At 61.1% G+C, this 19,452-nt stretch carries 19 protein-coding genes; 1 reads left to right on the top strand and 18 read right to left on the bottom strand.

Annotated elements, in window-relative coordinates; translation table 11 throughout:
* Window positions 1–5: 5 nt before the first annotated feature.
* The 7 genes from H8S02_RS00610 to yqeB all read right to left on the bottom strand — a co-directional run bounded on the left by H8S02_RS00610 (window position 6) and on the right by yqeB (window position 5,864).
* On the bottom strand, window positions 6–1,025 hold the full coding sequence (locus H8S02_RS00610) for a molybdopterin-binding protein (protein ID WP_186968774.1): 1,020 nt from the start codon (window positions 1,023–1,025) through the stop codon (window positions 6–8).
* On the bottom strand, window positions 1,022–1,456 hold the full coding sequence (locus H8S02_RS00605; protein ID WP_186968773.1) for an MOSC domain-containing protein: 435 nt from the start codon (window positions 1,454–1,456) through the stop codon (window positions 1,022–1,024). Before H8S02_RS00605 ends, H8S02_RS00610 begins: the two co-directional genes overlap by 4 nt.
* A 19-nt stretch (window positions 1,457–1,475) precedes the next feature.
* Complete coding sequence (gene moaA, locus H8S02_RS00600) at window positions 1,476–2,423, bottom strand: GTP 3',8-cyclase MoaA (RefSeq protein ID WP_186968772.1); 948 nt, start codon at window positions 2,421–2,423, stop codon at window positions 1,476–1,478.
* A gap of 7 nt (window positions 2,424–2,430) precedes the next feature.
* Window positions 2,431–3,462: a sulfate/molybdate ABC transporter ATP-binding protein gene (locus H8S02_RS00595; protein WP_186968771.1), complete on the bottom strand. Its 1,032-nt coding sequence runs from the start codon at window positions 3,460–3,462 to the stop codon at window positions 2,431–2,433.
* On the bottom strand, window positions 3,459–4,127 hold the full coding sequence (gene modB, locus H8S02_RS00590) for a molybdate ABC transporter permease subunit (RefSeq protein ID WP_186968770.1): 669 nt from the start codon (window positions 4,125–4,127) through the stop codon (window positions 3,459–3,461). The genes H8S02_RS00595 and modB overlap by 4 nt, the downstream gene beginning before the upstream one ends.
* 66 nt (window positions 4,128–4,193) lie before the next feature.
* Complete coding sequence (modA, locus tag H8S02_RS00585) at window positions 4,194–5,030, bottom strand: molybdate ABC transporter substrate-binding protein (protein ID WP_186968769.1); 837 nt, start codon at window positions 5,028–5,030, stop codon at window positions 4,194–4,196.
* Between the two features lie 42 nt (window positions 5,031–5,072).
* The gene (yqeB, locus tag H8S02_RS00580; protein WP_186968768.1) at window positions 5,073–5,864 is read right to left on the bottom strand and encodes a selenium-dependent molybdenum cofactor biosynthesis protein YqeB; all 792 of its coding nucleotides are present in this window, start codon (window positions 5,862–5,864) and stop codon (window positions 5,073–5,075) included.
* Between the two features lie 140 nt (window positions 5,865–6,004).
* Between yqeB and yqeC the strand changes: the two genes are divergently transcribed.
* Window positions 6,005–6,634: a selenium cofactor biosynthesis protein YqeC gene (gene yqeC, locus H8S02_RS00575; protein ID WP_186968767.1), complete on the top strand. Its 630-nt coding sequence runs from the start codon at window positions 6,005–6,007 to the stop codon at window positions 6,632–6,634.
* A gap of 142 nt (window positions 6,635–6,776) precedes the next feature.
* Here yqeC and cysK read toward each other — a convergent pair whose 3' ends face one another.
* The 11 genes from cysK to H8S02_RS00520 all read right to left on the bottom strand — a co-directional run bounded on the left by cysK (window position 6,777) and on the right by H8S02_RS00520 (window position 19,447).
* Window positions 6,777–7,709 (bottom strand): cysteine synthase A, encoded by a 933-nt coding sequence (gene cysK / locus H8S02_RS00570; protein WP_118685404.1) that lies wholly within the window; start codon window positions 7,707–7,709, stop codon window positions 6,777–6,779.
* Between the two features lie 286 nt (window positions 7,710–7,995).
* Complete coding sequence (gatB, locus tag H8S02_RS00565; RefSeq protein WP_186968766.1) at window positions 7,996–9,420, bottom strand: Asp-tRNA(Asn)/Glu-tRNA(Gln) amidotransferase subunit GatB; 1,425 nt, start codon at window positions 9,418–9,420, stop codon at window positions 7,996–7,998.
* A gap of 15 nt (window positions 9,421–9,435) precedes the next feature.
* Window positions 9,436–10,905: an Asp-tRNA(Asn)/Glu-tRNA(Gln) amidotransferase subunit GatA gene (gene gatA / locus H8S02_RS00560; protein ID WP_118723321.1), complete on the bottom strand. Its 1,470-nt coding sequence runs from the start codon at window positions 10,903–10,905 to the stop codon at window positions 9,436–9,438.
* A 16-nt stretch (window positions 10,906–10,921) separates the two neighbouring features.
* Window positions 10,922–11,209 (bottom strand): Asp-tRNA(Asn)/Glu-tRNA(Gln) amidotransferase subunit GatC, encoded by a 288-nt coding sequence (gene gatC, locus H8S02_RS00555; RefSeq protein WP_118685407.1) that lies wholly within the window; start codon window positions 11,207–11,209, stop codon window positions 10,922–10,924.
* 49 nt (window positions 11,210–11,258) lie between these two features.
* Window positions 11,259–13,262 (bottom strand): NAD-dependent DNA ligase LigA, encoded by a 2,004-nt coding sequence (gene ligA, locus H8S02_RS00550; protein WP_186968765.1) that lies wholly within the window; start codon window positions 13,260–13,262, stop codon window positions 11,259–11,261.
* A 96-nt stretch (window positions 13,263–13,358) separates the two neighbouring features.
* Window positions 13,359–14,030, bottom strand: coding sequence for a sporulation protein YunB (locus tag H8S02_RS00545; protein WP_186968764.1), 672 nt, complete (start codon window positions 14,028–14,030; stop codon window positions 13,359–13,361).
* Between the two features lie 126 nt (window positions 14,031–14,156).
* Complete coding sequence (locus H8S02_RS00540) at window positions 14,157–16,088, bottom strand: bifunctional 4-hydroxy-3-methylbut-2-enyl diphosphate reductase/30S ribosomal protein S1 (protein WP_186968763.1); 1,932 nt, start codon at window positions 16,086–16,088, stop codon at window positions 14,157–14,159.
* Window positions 16,085–16,672 (bottom strand): lysophospholipid acyltransferase family protein, encoded by a 588-nt coding sequence (locus H8S02_RS00535; RefSeq protein WP_118723324.1) that lies wholly within the window; start codon window positions 16,670–16,672, stop codon window positions 16,085–16,087. Before H8S02_RS00535 ends, H8S02_RS00540 begins: the two co-directional genes overlap by 4 nt.
* Window positions 16,669–17,349 carry a (d)CMP kinase gene (gene cmk / locus H8S02_RS00530; protein ID WP_186968762.1) on the bottom strand — a complete coding sequence of 227 codons (681 nt, stop codon included), beginning with the start codon at window positions 17,347–17,349 and terminating at the stop codon, window positions 16,669–16,671. Before cmk ends, H8S02_RS00535 begins: the two co-directional genes overlap by 4 nt.
* Window positions 17,346–18,581, bottom strand: a complete 1,236-nt coding sequence (locus tag H8S02_RS00525) for a BaiN/RdsA family NAD(P)/FAD-dependent oxidoreductase (RefSeq protein WP_186968761.1) — start codon at window positions 18,579–18,581, stop codon at window positions 17,346–17,348. The genes cmk and H8S02_RS00525 overlap by 4 nt, the downstream gene beginning before the upstream one ends.
* The gene (locus H8S02_RS00520) at window positions 18,578–19,447 is read right to left on the bottom strand and encodes a MurR/RpiR family transcriptional regulator (protein WP_186968760.1); all 870 of its coding nucleotides are present in this window, start codon (window positions 19,445–19,447) and stop codon (window positions 18,578–18,580) included. The genes H8S02_RS00525 and H8S02_RS00520 overlap by 4 nt, the downstream gene beginning before the upstream one ends.
* Window positions 19,448–19,452 lie beyond the last annotated feature (5 nt).

Here is a 19,452-nt window from a genome sequence, read left to right as displayed (position 1 = left end):
CGCACTCACCTCCCGAAGCCGCAGTGCGGATAGGTACAGCTTTCGCAGCCGAGACACAGTCCGCCCTCGCCGAATGCGACGAAATCGCGCTTTTCAAGCCGCACATCCGCTGCAATGCGCGGCAGGACCAGATCGAAGATCGTTGCTTTCGCGTACATTACGCAGCCGGGCAGTCCCATGACCGGACGGCCGTCGCCGTAATAGCCGAGCAGGAACATCGCGCCCGGCAGCACCGGCGCGCCGTAGGTCACGATGTCCGCGCCGCTCGCCTTGATCGCGCCCGGCGTCGAGTCGTCCGGATCGACGCTCATGCCGCCCGTGCACAGGACCATGTCCACCGGTCTGCGCTTCATCTGCTCGATGGCTGTGAGGACGTTCTCCTGTCCGTCCTCGACCAGTATGTGCTCGGTCATTCGAATACCGAAGGCGGCGAGCTTGCGCTCGACGACCGGCGTGAAACTGTCCGGGATTCGTCCCTTTGCGACCTCGCTGCCGGTCGTGATGACCGCCGCCGTGCGCCTGACAAACGGGCGCACCGACAGCAGCGGCGCGCTGCCTGCCGCCTGCTCAGCCTGCCGCAGCTTTTCCTCTCGGATGATGAGCGGAATGACGCGCGTCCCGGCGAGCTTGTCGCCCGGATGCACCGTACCGCCGCCGCGCCGCGTCGCGATCATCAGCTCGTCGATGCTGTTGACCGCGAAAAGCCGGGCGCTGTCCACGAGGAACACGCCCTCGATCGCGCTCTTCAGCTCGATTTTTCCTTCTTTTGTCTCGCTCCATGTCATGTTTTCCCGGCCGCACAGCGCCGCGAGACGCTCTGCCGCGTCGTTTTCGTGCACCATGCCCGGCTCCATCTCCCAGACGAACAGGTTTTCCTTGCCCATGGAGAGCAGCACCGGGATGTCCTCCTCAGTCACAACATGGCCCTTGCGGAAGCGCGGTCCCTTGCTCACGCCGGGAATGATCTGTGTCATGTCATGACAGAGTACATGGCCGACCGCGTCCTCGGTTCTGATACGTTTCATATGCTTTCCACCTCGATCTGATCGCCCGGGCGAATGACGCCCTCATTCAGCACAACCGCAAAAATGCCGTCGGTCGGCATGACGCACATGCCGGTCATGCGGCGTATCTCGCAGTCATTGTGGCACTCCTTGCCGATCTGCGTGACCTCGAGCCGCACCTCGCCCGCGCGCAGCACGGTCCCGACCGGCAGCGTCCGCAGGGTTATCCCCTCGGTGAGGATATTTTCCGCAAAGTCGCCTGCGGCGAGCGTCAGTCCTTCTTTTCTCATCCGGTCCACACTCTCGTTTGCGAGCAGACTCACCTGCCGGTGCCAGTCGCCCGCATGCGCGTCGCCCACGATGCCGTGATGCGGCCGCAGCGATATTTCCGCGACCGGATGCTTTTTTGTACCTTTTTTCTCACTGATACAGACCGAAACGACCTGTGCCATAGCTGTTTTCCTCCTGTTTCTATCCGCCGATGCGGTTCATGCCGCGCAGGCTGTCGCTCGTGCGGCCGTCCGTGATGTGATGCTCCTTCGGCTTGCCGCCGATGCCCTCCGCGATGGCGCAGACGAGCGCTTCGCCGTGCTTTCCGCGCAGCGGGATTTCGCGCGCGGAGTGCAGACACGGCTTGAGCATTCCGTCCGGGGTGATGCGGATGCGGTCGCAGTCCGCGCAGAAGCGGTGACTGAGCGGCCGGATGAGACCGACCGTGCCCTTCCAGCCCTCCGGACGCCACAGCTCCGCAACGCCGTCCGACGGCACGCGCTGCACTTTCGGCAGCACTTCAAGTACCCGTTCGGCCGGGATAAAGCGTTTTCTGTCCCAGTCTGCGCACTCTCCGATGGGCATAAGCTCGATAAAGCGCACATCGAATGTGCCGTCCCGTGCAAGCTCCGCGAGCGCCGGTATCTCGTCATCGTTCACCCCGCCCATCAGCACCGCGTTCAGCTTGATGCGCGTAAAACCGGCGCTTCGCGCTGCATCCAGACCGGCAAGCGTGTCGGAGAGCGAGCCGATGCGCGTGATTTTTCGGTATTTTTCAGGGTCGAGCGTGTCAAGGCTGATGTTCAGCCGGTCAAGACCGGCGCTTTTCAAACGCTCTGCGTACTCGGCCAGCCGTGCCCCGTTCGTCGTCATCGCAAGCTCGCGGATACCCTCGATGGCGCGCAGACGGCGCACCAGCTCGTCGATGCCGCGCCGCACGAGCGGCTCGCCGCCGGTCAGCCGCACCTTGCGCACGCCGAGCGACACCGCCGCGCAGACGATCTCCTCGATCTCCTCGAACGACAGCACTGCCTCGTGCGGCAGCTTGGGGACGCCCTCCGCGCCCATGCAGTACACGCAGCGGCAGCTGCACAGATCGGTCACGGAAAGGCGCAGATATTTAATTTTTCTTCCATACTGATCTGTCATTTTATCCTCACTCCGTCAGCGGCATAACGTCCTCCGGCGCGATATGCAGGGTGATCGTGTCGCCTGTATGCAGTGCTTCCGCTTTTTCGCTCTCCATGCGCAGCAGCGCCCCTCCCGGCGTTTTCAGCATATACACGACGGAAAACGGGTTCGGAATGACGCGCTCGACCGTACAGGTAATCGGGTTTTCCGTGCCGCTGAGGGTGAAATAATGCGCCCGGATACCGGCATATGCCGTATTTTCGCGCAGCGGCAGCGCAGTTTTGAGCGAAACGCCCCAGTCCGCACAGTAAAGCGTGCCGCCGGCACCGGCCTCGGCGCGCGAGATATTCTTGCAGCCCGAGATGCGTGCCGCGCCCACGGTCAGCGGTGCGCGGAACAGCCCCGCGACCGTTGTCTTCGGGTCGGATTTGCCCTCGTTCAGCACGCAGACCGTGTCGCACAGGCGATAGATCTCGTCGCGGCTGTGCGATACGAACAGCACGCCGCCCGGGAACGAACGCAGCGTATCGGCGAGCTCAAGCTCAATTTTCCACTTGATGTGCTCATCGAGCGCGGAAAACGGCTCGTCGAGCAGCAGGATTTCGGGTTTTCCGACCAGAATGCGGGCGAGCGCAGCGCGCTGCTGCTGACCGCCCGAAAGGTTCGCCGGGAGGCGCTGCGCCAGCTCCTCCAGCCCGAGCGTGCGCAGGATGCGCTGTGCGGCGGCCTTCCGCTCTGCGCGCGTACCCTCGCGCGTTCCGGCGCAGACATTCTTCTCGACCGTCATGTGCGGGAACAGGGCGTACTGCTGAAACAGGTAGCCGACGCCGCGCTGCTGCGGCGGCAGGTCGATATGCCGCTCGCTGTCGAACAGCGTGCGGCCGTTCAGCACGATCCTGCCCCGGTCCGGGCGCACGATACCGGCGATGCAGCGCAGCGTCATGCTCTTGCCGCAGCCGGACGCGCCGAGCAGCGCCATGGTCTCGTTTTCCGCCTCGAACGCCACGCGCAGGTGGAACGAGCCGAGTTTTTTCTCGATGTCGACCGAAATACTCATGCCGCCGCCCCCTTTCCGCGCTTTTCCAGCAGATTGACCGCGAGCAGCACAACCGCCGAGATCACGAGGTTGACCGCGACCCAGAAAAACGCCTGCCGGTCGTCGTTCGTGCGCCAGAGCTGATAGACCGTCGTGGAGATCGTCGCGGTGCGGCCGGGCGTGTAGCCTGCGATCATGCTCGTCGCGCCGTATTCGCCGAGCGCACGCGCGAACGCGAGCACGGTACCTGCAAGGATGCCCTGACGGCAGCACGGCATACGCACGCGCCAGAACACCCACGCATTCGAGCGGCCGAGCGTGCGGCCTGCATCCGCCAGATTTTCGTCAAAACTCTCGAACGCGCCGCGCGCCGTGCGGTACATCAGCGGAAAGATCACGACCGCCGTCGCGAAGATGGCGGAATACCAGGTCATGGTCAGCTTGACGCCCCAGTGCGCGAGCACCCATGCGCCGACCGCGCGGCGCGGGCCGAGCACGCGCAGCAGCAGATAGCCTACGACCGTGGGCGGCAGCACGAGCGGCAGCGTGAACACCGCATCGAGCACGCCCTTGACTGCGCGCGGCAGCCGCGCGACGTAATACGCCGCCGCGATTCCGGCAAAAAAGATGATGACGGTCGAGATGAGCGCGATGCGAACCGAGTTGTAAAGAGGATACCAGTCCATGAATTTTCTCCCTGTTTGCAAAAAGAGGGCGAGAAATCTCGTCTCTCGCCCCTCTATTGTATCAAATTACGCGAGCGGCGTAAAGCCTACGCTTTCAAATACCCTGCCTGCGTCCTCGCCGGTCAGGTAGTCGAGAAATGCCTTTGCCTCGTCCGGGTGTGCGCTGTTCCTGAGGACAGCCGCCGGATAGATGACCTGACCGCACATATCCGCCGTCGCCTCGTCGACGCTCTCAAGACCTGCGGAATAGGCATCGGTCGCGTAGATGATGCCGCAGTCTACTGCGCCCTCGCTGACCTGCGTGGTGACTTCCTTGACGTTCGAGCCGTAGGTGAGCACGCCTGCGTCCGTGAGCGACTGCTCGTCCAGACCGTAGTGCGCGAAGATCTTCCGGGTGTACTGGCCGACCGGAACATCGCTGTTGCCGATGGCGAGGAATACCTCACCGGCCCCCAGCTGGTCAGCGAGCTTGTCAAAGGACTCGATGCCCTTCGGGTTGCCCTCCGGAACAGCGAGCACGACCTTGTTCTCGAGCAGGTCGATGCGCGTGCCGTCCAGCAGCTCGTCCAGACCGTCCGGGTTCTTGTCCGCATCGTCCTTGAGGCTGCCGTCGAGCGCGTTCATCTGCTTAGGTGCGGCGGAAATAAAAACGTCGCAGTCCGCGCCCTCCCTGATCTGGCTGAGCAGGTCGCCGGAGGAGGCGAAGTTGAAGGTCAGGGAAACATTCGGGTCGACCGTCTTGTAGTCCTCTGCGATCTGGTTCAGCGTCTCGGTCATGGAGGCCGCCGCGAACACGGTCAGCTCGGTCGTCTGCGCAGACTGGGTGTCCTGTGCACCGTCCGCCGTCTGAGAAGCCTGACCGCAGCCGAAAAGCGTGGTCAGCAGCAGTGAACACGTGGTCATTTTAGCGAATATGGTTTTTAATTTCACGTATTTGTCTCCTGTTCAACGAATTACATGAGTGAAATGTAATATTGCTTCGAGCACACCGCCGCCGACCGCGATGGCCTTGTCCGAGGCCGTCGTGCAGTTGTCCGGGATGCCGCGCGGGTCAACGTCGCCGCATTTCATGCCCTCGAACACGACCGCGCCCTCCTGCATCAGACCGCGCAGACAGCCGTCGATGCTGCACAGCATCGGCTTTCCGTCAACGACCGCCGCGACGTCGCCTTTTTTGACCTGCGCGCCGATTTCGAGCTTCGGCTCGAACACACCTGCCGCCGGGGCGCGCAGCACACGCTCCGCCGCATAACCTGCGATCACGCCGGGCACGCCCGTGTTGGGCAGCGGCGAGCCTTCATACAGCACGCGGCCGAGTGTGTGGCCGCGCATTGTCTCGACCGCCGCATGGCAGTCCGCGCCTGCCGTGAAGCCCGGCCCGACCGCCACAACGACCGGCGCGTCCGTGATGCGCGTGCCCAGATTTTTCTTTGCCAGAATCGCGTCCACAAGGGCGTCCGGCTTCAGTTCACGCACGCAGTCTGCCTGCGGGTCCGCGAGCACCGCGACCCGTCCGCTCTCCGCGAGCGTTTTCGCTTCAGCGGCGTCCTTCGCGAGCACCGCCTCCACGCCCTCGACCGTCGCGGAGCCGTGGCGGATGGCCTCGGAAAAGCACACCGTCCGCCGGATGGACGTCGGCTGCGGCAGGTCGGTCATGACGATTTTTATGCCCGAGCGAAAAAGCCGGAGTGCGATTCCTGTTGCAATATCGCCCGCGCCGCGGATAACGACCAGCATTTTCATCTCTCCTTTTCGTTGTTGTTTCATAAATATAACGTAATGATTATAGAAGATGCGCGACGAAATGTCAAGCCGTTCTGGACTTTTTCCGTGAATTGCGCTATGATAGGTGCAGTAGAATGCCGGGAGGAAATATAATGCAACTGTATGAAAGGCTGGGCGTACCCTGCGGCGTGACGGCGGTCATCGGCTCGGGCGGCAAGACAACGCTGCTGCGGACACTGTCGCGCGAGCTGCCCGGCACGGTCATTCTGACCACCACAACGCATATCCTGCCATTTGAGGGCGTGCCGCTGCTGACCGCTCCCACCGAGGATGAGGTACGCGCCGCGCTCGCGCGCAGCCGCGTGCTCTGTCTCGGCACACCGGCCCCAGAGGGCAAGCTGACCGCCCCTTCCCTGCCGTTTTCCCTGCTCGAGCAGCTTGCGGACTATGTGCTCGTCGAGGCCGACGGCTCACGCCGTCTCCCCCTCAAGGCGCACGCGCCGCATGAGCCGGTCATCCCGAAGGAGGCAGGCTGCGTGCTTTGCGTCGTCGGCGCACGCGGCTTTGACCGCCCGATTCGCGAAGCCGTGCACCGCCCCGAGCAATTCTGTACCCTGACCGGCGCAAGGCTGGACGAGCCTGCCTCGCCTGCCCTTGCTGCCCGCGCACTCGCCGCAGAAGGATTCACGCAGACGATCGTGCTGACCGGCGCGGCAGAGAAGCAGCGCTCTGCATTTTCCGCCGCCGCGCAGCAATACGGTCTGCGCGTCATTTCCATATAGCAGAACGGCCGTCCCGAAGTCCGGAACGGTCGTTTTTTTCTGCATAAAAGACGAAGACCGGCTGTCAACTGGTAAACAGCCGGTCTTCCAAAGAGAAGTAATAAATAGCAGGATGCAAATTAAGAGAAAAGATAAGAGAGACTTACTCGGTAACGAGCGGCGTAGACAGGTAGCGGTCGCCGGTATCCGGGAGCAGCGCTACGATGGTCTTGCCTGCGTTTTCCGGGCGCTTGGCCAGCTCTGCCGCTGCCCACAGAGCCGCACCGGAGGAAATGCCGATGAACAGGCCTTCGCTGTGGGTGAACTTGCGCGCAGTTTCGAAGGCATCCTCGTTCTTTACACGGACGACCTCGTCGTAAACCTTGGTGTCGAGCACATCCGGAACGAAGCCTGCGCCGATGCCCTGAATCTTGTGCGGGCCGCCCTTGCCGGTGGACAGGACCGGAGAGGTATCCGGCTCAACGGCAACAACCTTGACGTCCGGGTTCTGGTCCTTGAGGTACTTGCCGGTGCCGGTGATGGTGCCGCCGGTACCGACGCCTGCAACAAAAATATCGACCTTGCCGTCGGTCTGCTTCCAGATTTCCGGGCCGGTGGTCGCATAGTGCGCGGCCGGGTTTGCCGGGTTGACGAACTGACCCGGGATAAAGCTGTTCGGGGTCTCCTTCGCAAGCTCATCTGCCTTCGCGATCGCGCCGGACATACCCTTTGCGCCCTCGGTCAGAACCAGCTCCGCGCCGTATGCCTTGAGCATATTGCGGCGCTCGATGGACATGGTCTCGGGCATGGTGAGGATGATACGGTAGCCGCGGGCCGCCGCGACAGCCGCCAGACCGATGCCGGTGTTGCCGGAGGTCGGCTCGATGATGGTAGCACCCGGCTTGAGTGCGCCGGAAGCCTCAGCCTCGTTGATCATGGCGTTTGCGATACGGTCCTTGACCGAGCCGGCTGGATTGAAGTATTCGAGTTTTGCAAGGATGGTAGCGTTGGCGCCGACCTTCTCTGCGAATTTTTCAGCTGCGTACAGCGGAGTGTTGCCGATCAGATCAGCAAAGCTCTTTTTAATATCAGACATGGGGTTTTACCGCCTTTCAGAAGTTCAGAAATAGTCAATTTATGCTTGGATCAGAGATGCAGTACCGAAAAATCAGTTTCGACATCGGCACATTCGCGAGAGTATCACAGCTTCATGCCGCCTTTCTATATCTCAGTATTCATAGGTGTTTTCTATGAATTGAGGATACACCTATTTCTCCTGTTTGTCAATAGGGATTTTAGAAAAAATTTAGGACTGTCGGAAAAACGAAGTTTTTCGACAGTCTAAAAAAGACCGCCTTTCGGCGGTCTTTTCTCATTAAAATTTACAGCTTTGCGAGCTCCGCTGCGATCAGCTTGTTGATGATCTGCGGATTGCCCTGACCCTTGGAGGCCTTCATGCACTGGCCTACGAGGAAGCCGGTGACGTTCTTGCCTGCCTTGAAGTCGGCAACAGCCTTCTCGTTCTTCGCGAGAACGTCCTGTACGATGGCGAGGATCGCGCCCTCGTCGGAAACCTGCTTGAGGCCCATGCGCTCAACGATCGCCTCTACGGTCTCGTCGTTCTCGAACATGGAGGGCAGAACCTTCTTGCCGGCGTTGCCGGAGATGGTGCCCGCCTCGATGAGCTTGACCAGAGCGACCAGCTTGTCGGCGGTCATCTTGGTGTCCTTGAGGCTGACAGCCTTGTCGTTCAGGTACTTGGAGATGTCGGACAGGATCCAGTTTGCAGCAGCCTTGGGCTTGACCTGCTTTGCCGCAGCGTCGAGCAGCTCGGCCTTCTCGAAGCTGTCCGAGATCAGACGCGCTTCCATCGCGGTCATGCCGTACTCGTTCAGATAACGCTCGTAACGGGTGATCGGCAGCTCCGGAACCTCGCTCTCGATCTGCTTCATCCACTCGTCGGAGATCTCGACGGCGATCAGATCCGGGTCCGGGAAGTAACGGTAGTCCTGCGCATCCTCCTTGGTACGCATGACGGTGTTCTTCAGCTTCACGTCGTCCCAGCGGCGGGTCTCCTGCTGGATTTCGCCGCCGTTCTCAACGACCTCGATCTGACGCGCGATTTCGTAGTCGATCGCACGGACTGCGCCGGAGAAGGTGTTGATGTTCTTCATCTCGACACGGGTGCCCAGCTCGGTGGTGCCCTCCGGACGGATGGAGACGTTGACGTCGCAGCGGATGGAGCCTTCCTCCATCTTGCAGTCGCAGATGTCGAGGTAGGACAGGGTGGTCTTGATCATTTCGAGGAATTCCTTCGCCTCGGCAGAGGAATGCAGGTCGGGACGGGTTACCATCTCGATCAGCGGCACGCCGCAGCGGTTGAAGTCGACGATGGTGCCGTCGATCTCGTCGTGCAGCAGCTTGCCTGCGTCCTCCTCGAAGTGGATGCGCTCGAGACGGCAGGAGTGCTTTACGCCGTCGACATAGAAGAATACCTCGCCGTTCTCGCAGATCGGCACATCAAACTGAGAAATCTGATATGCCTTGGGCAGGTCGGGGTAAAAATAGTTCTTGCGGTCCGCCTTGCAGAGCTGGTTGACCGTGCAGCCGGTCGCCTTGCCCATCTTGGCGGCATAGTGTACTACCTGCTTGTTGAGGACCGGCAGTGCGCCCGGCATACCGGTGCAGACCGGGCAGGTATGGGTGTTGATCGGTGCGCCGAAGCCCGTGGAGCACGAGCAGTAGATCTTGCTCTTGGTGGACAGCTCCGCGTGCACTTCCAGACCGATGACAGCTTCGTATTTCATGTTTGTCTTCCTCCCTTACAGTGCCGCGATGATGTTCTTGAGGCCGGAAGCCTGCTCGAAGGCCAGACCTGCGTTGAGCAGGGTCTGCTCGCCGAAGCGCGGGCCGATGAGCTGCATGCCGACCGGCATATGATTCTCGTCAAAGCCGCACGGCTGAACCAGACCCGGCAGACCGGCGATGTTGACGGAAACCGTGCAGATATCGCCTGCGTACATCTCGAGCGGATTGGTCGTTTTGGAGCCGATCTCGTAGGCGGTAGTCGGCGCGACCGGCGTCAGGATGACGTCGCACTTCTCGAATGCGTTTGCAAACTCCTCGCGGATCTTGCGCTGAGCGGCGCGCGCCTTCTTGTAGTAGGCGTCGTAGTAGCCGGAGGACAGCACATAGGTGCCGAGCATGATGCGGCGCTGTACCTCGGCGCCGAAGCCCTCGGAACGGCTCTTGGTATACAGCTCGGTGATGTCGTCGCCTGCGTTCGGGGTGCGGTAGCCGTACTTTACGCCGTCGAAACGGGCAAGGTTGGAGGAAGCCTCTGCGGACGAGAGGATGTAGTAGATCGGCAGTGCGTACTCAACGAGCGGCAGCGAGATCTCGAATACCTCAGCACCCATCGCCTTGTAGGCCTCGGCGGCTGCCATAACGTTCTTGCGGACCGCGTCAGAGATGCCCTCACCGAAATACTCCTTCGGCAGACCGATCTTCAGACCCTTGACGTCAGCATTCAGGTTTGCGCGCAGAGAGCCCTCGAACGGGGTCTTGACCGAGGTGGAGTCATGCAGCGGGTCGTGGCCGGTAACGGCGTCGAGCAGCATCGCAGCGTCCTCGATGGAGCGACCGAACGGGCCGATCTGGTCGAGGGAGGAGGCGAACGCGATCAGGCCGTAACGGGAAACCGCGCCGTAGGTCGGCTTGAGGCCGACAACGCCGCAGAAGGACGCCGGCTGACGGATGGAGCCGCCGGTATCCGAGCCGAGGGCGAGCGGTGCTTCGCCTGCCGCAACGACAGCGGCGGAACCGCCGGACGAGCCGCCCGGTACGCGATCAAGATTGTGCGGGTTATGAGTCGGGTGTGCAGCGGAGTTCTCGCAGGAAGAACCCATTGCGAACTCGTCCATGTTTGCCTTGCCGGTGATGACAGCGTCAGCAGCGGTCAGCTTCTCGATGACGGTCGCGTTGTACGGCGGCTTGAAGTTATAAAGCATCTTGGACGCGCAGGTGGTCAGCGTGCCCTTGGTACAGATATTGTCCTTGATGGCGATCGGGATACCGGCCAGAGCGGAAAGCGTATCGCCTGCTGCGCGCTTCTTGTCAACAGCTTCCGCCTGCTGAAGTGCTGCTTTCTCGGCTACGGTAACGTAGCCCTGAACCTTGTCCTCTACCGCCTTCGTGCGTGCAAAAACATCCTTTGCCAGCTCTACTGCGGAGATCTCCTTTTTGCCGAGCAGTTCGGACAGCTCGGACGCGGTTTTCTCATAAAGTGCCATTTGTTCTGTCCCCTCCTTACTCGACAACACGCGGAACTGCCACGCCGCCGCACTGGAAGTCCGGTGCGTTCGGCTCGATCAGCTTGTCCGGCGTGTATTCCTGAATGACCTCGTCCTCGTGGAACGCATTCTTGCGCTCGGTGTTGATGACATCGGTGATGTCGCCGAGATCAAGCTCTGCGAGCTTGTCTACCATTGCGACGATGCCCTGCATGTCGTCCGCCAGACGGTCAAAGATGCCGCCCGTCGAGTCCAGACGTGCCAGAGACGCGATGTGCTCAATTTCTTTTCTGGAAATTGCCATGTCTGTTTCCTCCTGTTTATCTGTAAAATCTTTTGGATGCGTTTATCGTTTATCGAACAGCCTCCGGCTGCTCGTTTTCGGTGAATATCTGCCGGAATTCCTCCTCGGTCAGAACCGGAATACCGAGCTCCGCCGCCTTTTGCAGCTTGCTGCCTGCGTTCTCGCCTGCGACAACATAGCTCGTCTTTTTCGAGACCGAGCCTGCGGCCTTGCCGCCGAGCGACTCGATGAGGTCGTTGATCTCCTTGCGCGTGTACAGCGTCAGACTGCCGGTCGCGACGATGGTCTTTCCGGCGAGCAGGTCGCTCTTCGCGGTCTTTTCGCCGACGAAGTTGACCCCGTGCGCACGCAGCTTTTCGATGAGCGTGTGCGACTGCGGCAGGGCGCGCCATGCGGCGATGCTCTCGGCGGTGGTCTGGCCGATATCGCGGATCTCGGTCATCTCCTCGACCGGCGCGGTCAGCAGCGCATCGAGCGAGCCAAAGTGGTCGCTGAGGATGCGGCCGGCCTTCTGGCCGACGTGGCGGATGCCGAACGCGAACAGCAGCCGCGACAGATCGCGTGTTTTGCTCGCTTCGATCGAGCGGACGAGGTTGTTCGCCCAGGTATCCACCTTTTTGCCGAGCGGCAAAAGCTGCTCGACCGTCAGGTCGTACAGATCGGCGGCGGACTTCACCAGTCCGGCATCGATGAGTTTTTGCAGGTTGCCCTCGCCGCAGCCGTCGATGTCCATCGCGTCGCGGGACGCGAAGTGCATCAGGTTGCGCAGCAGCTGCGCCGGGCAGGAAGCGCTCGTGCAGCGGATGGCAGCCTCGTCCTCGTCATCATAGACCGGTGCGCCGCAGACCGGGCAGAACTTCGGGAACTCATACGGCACGGAATCCAGCGGACGCCGATCCTTTTCCACGCCGATGATCTCCGGAATGATCTCACCCGCCTTGCGCACGGAAACGATGTCGCCCACGCGCGCGTCGAGCTGTCGGATGAAATCGCGGTTATGCAGCGTCGCGCGGGAGACCGACGTACCGGCGAGCCGCACCGGCTCGAGCACGGCGTTCGGCGTGAGCACGCCGGTTCGGCCGACCGTGATGACGATGTCCTTCAGGAGCGTCTGCTTGACCTCGGGGGGATACTTGTACGCCGCCGCCCATCGCGGAAATTTCGCGGTCGAGCCGAGCGTTTCACGCTGCGCGAAGGAATTGACCTTAACGACTGCGCCGTCGATGTCGAAATCCAGCTCGCCGCGCGTCTCGCCCATGTTCTCGATCTCGTGCTGTACGTCCTTCGGGTCGGTGTAGACCGGATAGCGCGGACTTGTCGGAAAGCCGAGGCTTTTCAGATAGTCGAGCGCCTGCACATGGCTCTCCATCGGCAGCTCGTCGCTGTTCTGGATGTTGAAGCAGAAGATCGAGAGCTTTCTTTCCCGCGTGATCCTGCTGTCCTTCTGGCGCAGAGAGCCTGCGGCCGCGTTGCGCGGATTGGCGAGCAGCGGCTTTTCGTGCAGCTCGAGCTCGGCGTTCAGCGCGTCGAACACGGACTTTTTCATATAGACCTCACCGCGCACGATGAGATGCGGCGGCGCGTTTTCCAGCTTTTTCGGAATGTCCTTGATGGTCCTGAGGTTTTTCGTGACGTCCTCACCGACCTGACCGTCGCCGCGCGTCGCGCCGCGCACGAACTCGCCGTCGACGTACTCGAGCGCGACCGAAAGGCCGTCGATCTTGTATTCGACAACGTACTCCGCGCTTCCGACCGTGTTTTCCACGCGCGTGTAGAACTCGCCGAGCTCGTCGAACGAGAACACATCCTGCAAGCTCTCGAGCGGATAGGCGTGCGTCACCTTGGCGAAGCGTCCGCTCGCCGTGCCGCCGACGCGCTGCGTCGGGGAATCTGCATCCGCCAGCTCGGGGTGCTCCTTCTCGAGCGCACGCAGCTCGCGCTGCATCATGTCGTACTCGTAATCCGAAATTTCGGGCGCGTCGTCGTTATAGTATTTTTCGTTATGATACCGCAGCTGCTCGCGCAGCACGGCGATCTGTTCACGTGCGTCCATAGTTAAACTCCTTTGGTGTGCAGAAAATTTCCACACAGATTTAGTATACCAAAGATTTACCCGTTTTTGAAGTCTTATTTTCGGATTTTTCGGATTTCATTCCGCCGAGCCGTCGCGCACCTCCCCGAGCAGGCCCTCGCCGGCCGAGCCGATGTAGGCATAGCGCTCGGGCACAGTGCCGACGATGACCGTATCCGTGACCGGAAAGGTCGAGACGATCTCACGGTCCTCGCCGCCGAAGGGCGTGAGGATGCGGAACCCGGCATGGAACTCGATCAGAATGCAGTGGCGCGTCTGGTTGATGCCGGCGGCGGAAAAGCTGCTGACGAATTCCGCCTCCATCTGCGTCAGCCCGGCCAGCCCGAAATGCAGGCTCGGCCCTCTGCCGGAGAAAAAGCGCGGCGCGAGCACCGAGCCGAGCGGCACCTCGATCACCGTCTGCTCGAACTCGTCGAGGCGGTCGTACAGACCGTTCACGAGCCGCGACTTGATGCGGCCGATGGCGACGACATCGGTGCGCAGCGCGGTGACATGGCGTTCACTGTCGTAGTCGAGCTGCACGAGCGACGCATAGCGCTCGGGATGGGCGTATACCTCGTCCTCCATCAGGCTGCCGATCTCCATCAGCGCGTTGTCCTCGCACTCGTTGATGGCGTATTCGAGGAAGATCCGGTGAAGATGCGCGGCAAAGAGAACGATACCGGCCGCCAGCGGCAGCGCGAGCAGCAGCGCCGCCCAGCGTTTTGCACGTTTTCTCCTGCGCCGCATCCTATCCCCTCCTCAGGAGAGCCTATGCGGCAGACGCAGCTTTATGCCGCCGCTCCCAAAGCAAAAAAGAAGCACCCGTACAGGTGTACAGGTGCCTCCTTGCATTTGCGGTTTGGGAAGAGAGGATTAGTCCTCGTAGTCCTCGCCGTCCTCGAGCAGAGCACGGATAGACAGGGAAACCTTCTTCTTCTCGTCGTTGATGTCGATGATCTTAGCCTCGACAACCTGGCCGACCTCGAGAGCGTCTTCCGGCTTAGCGATGCGGTGATCCGCGATCTGGGAGATGTGGATCAGGCCGTCAACGCCCGGTACGATCTCAGCGAATGCGCCGAACGGCATGAACTTGAGGATCTTAACCTCAGCAACAGAGCCGATGTCGTACTTGGACTTGAATACGTTCCACGGATTGTCCTCCTCGCGCTTGTAGCCGAGGGAGATCTTCTTGTTCTCCTTGTCCAGACCGATTACGAATACCTTGACCTTGTCGCCAACGGAAACGACCTCGGACGGGTGCTTGATGCGGCCCCAGGACAGCTCGGAGATGTGTACCATGCCGTCTACGCCGCCGATGTCTACAAATGCGCCGTAGGAGGTCAGGGACTTGACAACACCGTCGTACTCGTTGCCGATCTCGATGGTGTTCCAGATCTGCTCAGCAGCAGCCTTGCGAGCCTCCTGCTGGATCTGACGGATAGAACCAACAACGCGCTTGCGCTGACGGTTGATCTCGGTGATATAGAAGGACTGCTTGGTCTTTACCAGCGGGCTCATCGGCTGATCCTTCGGAACGCCGGTCTGAGAAGCCGGGATGAATACGCGAACGCCGTATGCAGTTGCAACGACACCGCCGCGGTTCTCCTCTACGATGGTGCCCTCAACAACGGTGTGCTCCTCGTATGCCTTCTCTACGGTCTCCCAGCCCTTGAGCTGGTCTACGCGCTTCTTGGACAGGGTAACAGTGCCCTCGCCGTCGTTTACGCGGACAACAACAGCCTCGATCTCGTCGCCAACGTGGATGTTAGCTGCGACATCGTAGTTCGGATCGTCGGACAGCTCGCTCAGCGGGATATACGCAGTGTGCTTAACGCCCAGATCGACCTGTACGTCGTTGTTGGAAATGCCTACAACGGTGCCGGTTACCTTTTCTCCATTATTTAAAGTCTTGAAGGACTCTTCCAGCATTGCTGCAAAGTCCTCGCCGTTTTCAATCTTGATTTCATCGCTCATCATGTTACTGACCTCCTTAATTATCCATGCCGGTGTAGAAGCTCCTGCTGTGATGCCAATATTTCCGGTCCGGAGAAGCTCCTGCGTAGTAAGCTCCGCGGCATCCTCGATATAAAGCACGTTGCGGCACAGCGAACGGCTGATCTCATAGAGCCGTTTCGTGTTAGAACTTTTTCTGTCGCCGATCACGATCATTTGATCGGACGCACCGGCAAGCAGACGAGCCTCCGACTGACGCTCATCCGTCGCTTTACATATTGTATCAAAAATTTTGAGGTTTGTACACCTTTTTTTTAGGATAGACACAGAAATATTCCAGATCGCCCGGTTTACCGTGGTCTGGGCAACAAGGGAGACCGGCCGCGACGCGGGCTCCAGTGCGTCCGCAAACGTCTGCGCTGCCTGTTCTCCGTCTATGACCACGCTCTCGCTGCACCAGCCGCGTATGCCCTCCACCTCGGGGTGGCCCTCCTTGCCGAGGATGAGGACGAGGCGTCCGTCCCTGCTCTCGCGGTCGACGATCCTGTGTATTTTCTGCACGAACGGACAGGTCGCGTCATAAATTTCGCAGTTTTTCTGCCGGAATGCGTCGTAGACCGACCGCGCCACGCCGTGCGCGCGGATGAGCACCCGCTCGCCGTCCGGGATCCCGTCCAGCGTCTGTGCGGTGTGCACGCCCATCTTTTCCAGACGCGCGATCTCGTGCATATTATGGATGATCTCGCCGTAGGCGTAGATCTCGCCGCCCTGCCTTGTCTGCTGCTCGGCCAGATCGACCGCGCGGCGCACGCCGAAGCAGAATCCGGCGGTTTTCGCTACCGTAACGCTCATACCTTCTCCTTCAGCGCGTAGATGCGGCGGAGAATGTCATCTGCGAGCGCACCGTACTCCTTCGTTTTCGGGTCGGGCGTGAACGCCTCGCCGATGACGACGGTCGCCCGGCACCGGAAGCCCTTGCCCTCGGTGATGTACATGGGCAGGATAGGCGCGCGGCTCTTGACCGCGAGCATGGCGGCTCCCTTCTTGGTCTCGCCCTCGGCCGCGCCGCGCGTGCCCTGCGGGAAGATGATGAGCTTCTGGCCGGCCTTCACGCTCGAAAGCGCGGTCTTGATCGCGGTGATGTCCGCGCCTTCGCGGTCGACCGGGAATGCGCCGAGCGCCGCGATCAGCCATGCGAACAGCTTATTGCCCTGGAACAGCTCCTTTTTCGCCATCAGGCGCAGCGGCGTCCTGTGACTGAGTGCGACCGCTGCGAACGGGGGGTCGGACAGCTGGATATGGTTCGGGCAGACGACACAGCCGCCCTCGGGGATGTTCTCGCGGCCGATGATGCGGTAGCCGAAGTAAATATGGAACGCAAGGGCTACGAACGGCACGACGAGCCACTGAAACCAGCGGTGATACTTGAATTTCATTTGTTCTCCTCCGTTTTTTCACGAATGATGCGCAGAACGGACGCGATGCTCTCCTCGAGGGTGAGCGCGCTCGTGTCGAGCAGCACGGCGTCCTCCGCCTGCCGCAGCGGCGCGATGGCGCGGTTCATGTCCTGACGGTCGCGCTCGTTGATGTCGTGCAGCACGCTCTCCATCGTGACCTGCTGTCCCTTCTCGGCAAGCTCCTTATAGCGGCGCTCCGCGCGCGACTCAGCCGATGCGGTGAGAAAGATCTTGACCGGCGCGTCGGGCAGGATGACCGTGCCGATGTCGCGGCCGTCCATCAGGATATTTCCGTTTTTCGCCATGTCGCGCTGGGTGTTCAGCAGAAATTCGCGCACCTCGGGTACGGCAGACACGCGGGAGGCATAATAGGCGATCTCCGGCGTGCGGATCTCGCTCGAAACGTCCTCGCCGTTCAGCAGCACATGCTGCGCGCCGTTTTCATAGGTGATGCCGACGCGGATGTCCGGCAGGACCGACCTGATGCCCTCGGTATCCTCGCCGGGAATGCCCCTGCGGCAGACCGCGAGACCGATGGTGCGGTACATCGCGCCCGTATCGACATAGACGTAGCCAAGCTGCGCCGCCGCGGCGCGCGCCACGGTGGATTTTCCGGCACCCGAAGGGCCGTCGATCGCAACAGAAACGTATTTCATGCTTGTTCCTCCTCCTGTGCGGCGGACAGACCGGCCAGACGGCCGGTAGACCACGCGATTTGCAGATTAAAGCCGCCGGTGTAGGCGTCGACGTCGAGCACCTCGCCCGCGAAGTACAGGCCGCTGCATTTTTTCGACTCCATAGTCTTGGGGCTGACCTCGCGCACGGACACGCCGCCCGTGGTGACGATGGCTTCGGCGATCGGCCGCTTGCCCGAGATCTCTACCGGAAAGCATTTGAGCACGCGCAGCAGCGAGGCGCGCTGCTTTTTCGTGATGGTGTTCACCTTTTCGCGCGGATCGATGCCGCTTTTTTCGATGACCGCCGGGATGAGCTTGCGCGGCAGCAGCTCGCCGAGCGCGTTGATGAAGTCGCTGTTCTTGTGCTTGTCGAAGTCGGCGAGCAGACGCCGGTCGAGCGTTTTCTCGTCGAGCGCCGGCTTGAGGTCGATCTCGACACGGTAGCTTTTGCTGCCGAAATGGCGCATATGTGCGCTCGCCGACAGCACGAGCGGACCGGAAAGGCCGAAATGCGTGAACAGCATCTCGCCGAAGTCTGTATAGATCTTTTTCTCGTTTTCAAAGACGGTCAGCTGCACGTTGCGCAGGCTGAGTCCCATGAGCGAGCGGCAGGTCTCGCCGCTCTCGACGAGCGGCACGAGCGACGGGTTCGCCGGGACAACGGTATGCCCTGCCTCGCGCGCGAAGCGGTAGCCGTCGCCGGTCGAGCCGGTCTGCGGATAGGACGCGCCGCCGGTCGCGACGATCACGCGATCCGCAGGATAGGTTTTCTTTCCGACGCGCACGCCGGTCACGCGGCCGTTCTCGATGATAACGTCCGATACCGTTCCGTGCACGATGGAAACGCCCGTGCGTTTAACCCAGAGAAAGAGTGCGTCGATGATGTCGGAAGCCCTGTCCGACACCGGGAACACACGGTTTCCGCGCTCGGTCTTGAGCGCGACGCCCTTTTCCTCAAAAAACGCCTTCACATCCGCCGGCGAAAACGCGCCGAGCGCGGAATAGAGAAAGCGCGGATTGACCGGCACATTGCGCAGCACCTCCTGCGCGTCGCAGTCGTTGCAGACGTTGCAGCGTCCCTTGCCGGTTATGAATAATTTTCGTCCGACCTTTTCATTGGTCTCGAACAGGGTGACGTTCGCGCCCTGCTCCGCGGCGGTTCCCGCCGCCATGAGTCCGGCCGCGCCGCCGCCGATGACAATGATGTTCAATTTATATCGTCCTCCGGCTTTTCGTATACGTCGTATTTCTCCCAGATGCTCTCGAGCTTGTTGAACGTGTGCTCGATCTCGTCGCGGCGGCTCATGCCGACGGCAACGATGAGCGCGTTGATGACCGAGAGCGGCGCCACGAGCGAGTCGACGAAGCTCGCCATGTCGCTGCGCGCGAGCAGCAGATGGTCTGCCACGCGGGCGAGCGGCGAGAGCTGACTGTCGGTCAGCGCGATGACCTTCGCGCCGCGGTCGCGCGCGTACTGCATCGCGCTCAGCGTGCGCTTGGAGTAGCGCGGGAACGAGATGCCGAACAGAACGTCGCCCGGGCCGACGCGCAGCACCTGCTCGAAGATCTCGCTGACGCTGTTTGTGTGCACGAGCGTGACATTATCGAACAGAAGATTGAAATAAAAGCCGAGGAAGTTCGCGAGCGCACTGGATGAGCGCACACCGAGTATGTAGATGCGGTGCGCCCCCGTGAGCGCGTCGACAGCGCCCTGAAAGGCGTCGCGGTCGATCTCGTCGAGCGTCTGTCGGATCATGTCGGTGTCCGCGTGCAGCACGGTGCGCAGCACGTCGCGGCCTCCCAGCCGGTCGCTCGAGACCTCCATGCGCTGCACCGAGGTCAGCTTGTTGCGGATCATCTCCTGAAGAGCGCGCTGAAGGTGGGGGTAGCCGTCATAGCCCAGCTCGGTCGCAAAGCGCACGACCGTGGACTCGCTCACGCCCACCGTTACGCCCAGACGGCTCGCCGTCATGAAGGCCGCCTTGTCGTAGTGCTCTAAAATATATCGCGCGATCTGCTTCTGCCCCTTGGAAAATCCGGGCAGCTCTGTCTGGATCTTGCTGATAAGGTCGTTCATTCCAT

This window comes from Agathobaculum hominis (assembly GCF_014288055.1).
Taxonomy (GTDB): Bacteria; Bacillota; Clostridia; order Oscillospirales; family Butyricicoccaceae; genus Agathobaculum; species Agathobaculum hominis.
The sequence above is the reverse complement of the archived record's forward strand: the minus strand, read 5'-3'. Positions and strand labels throughout refer to the sequence as shown.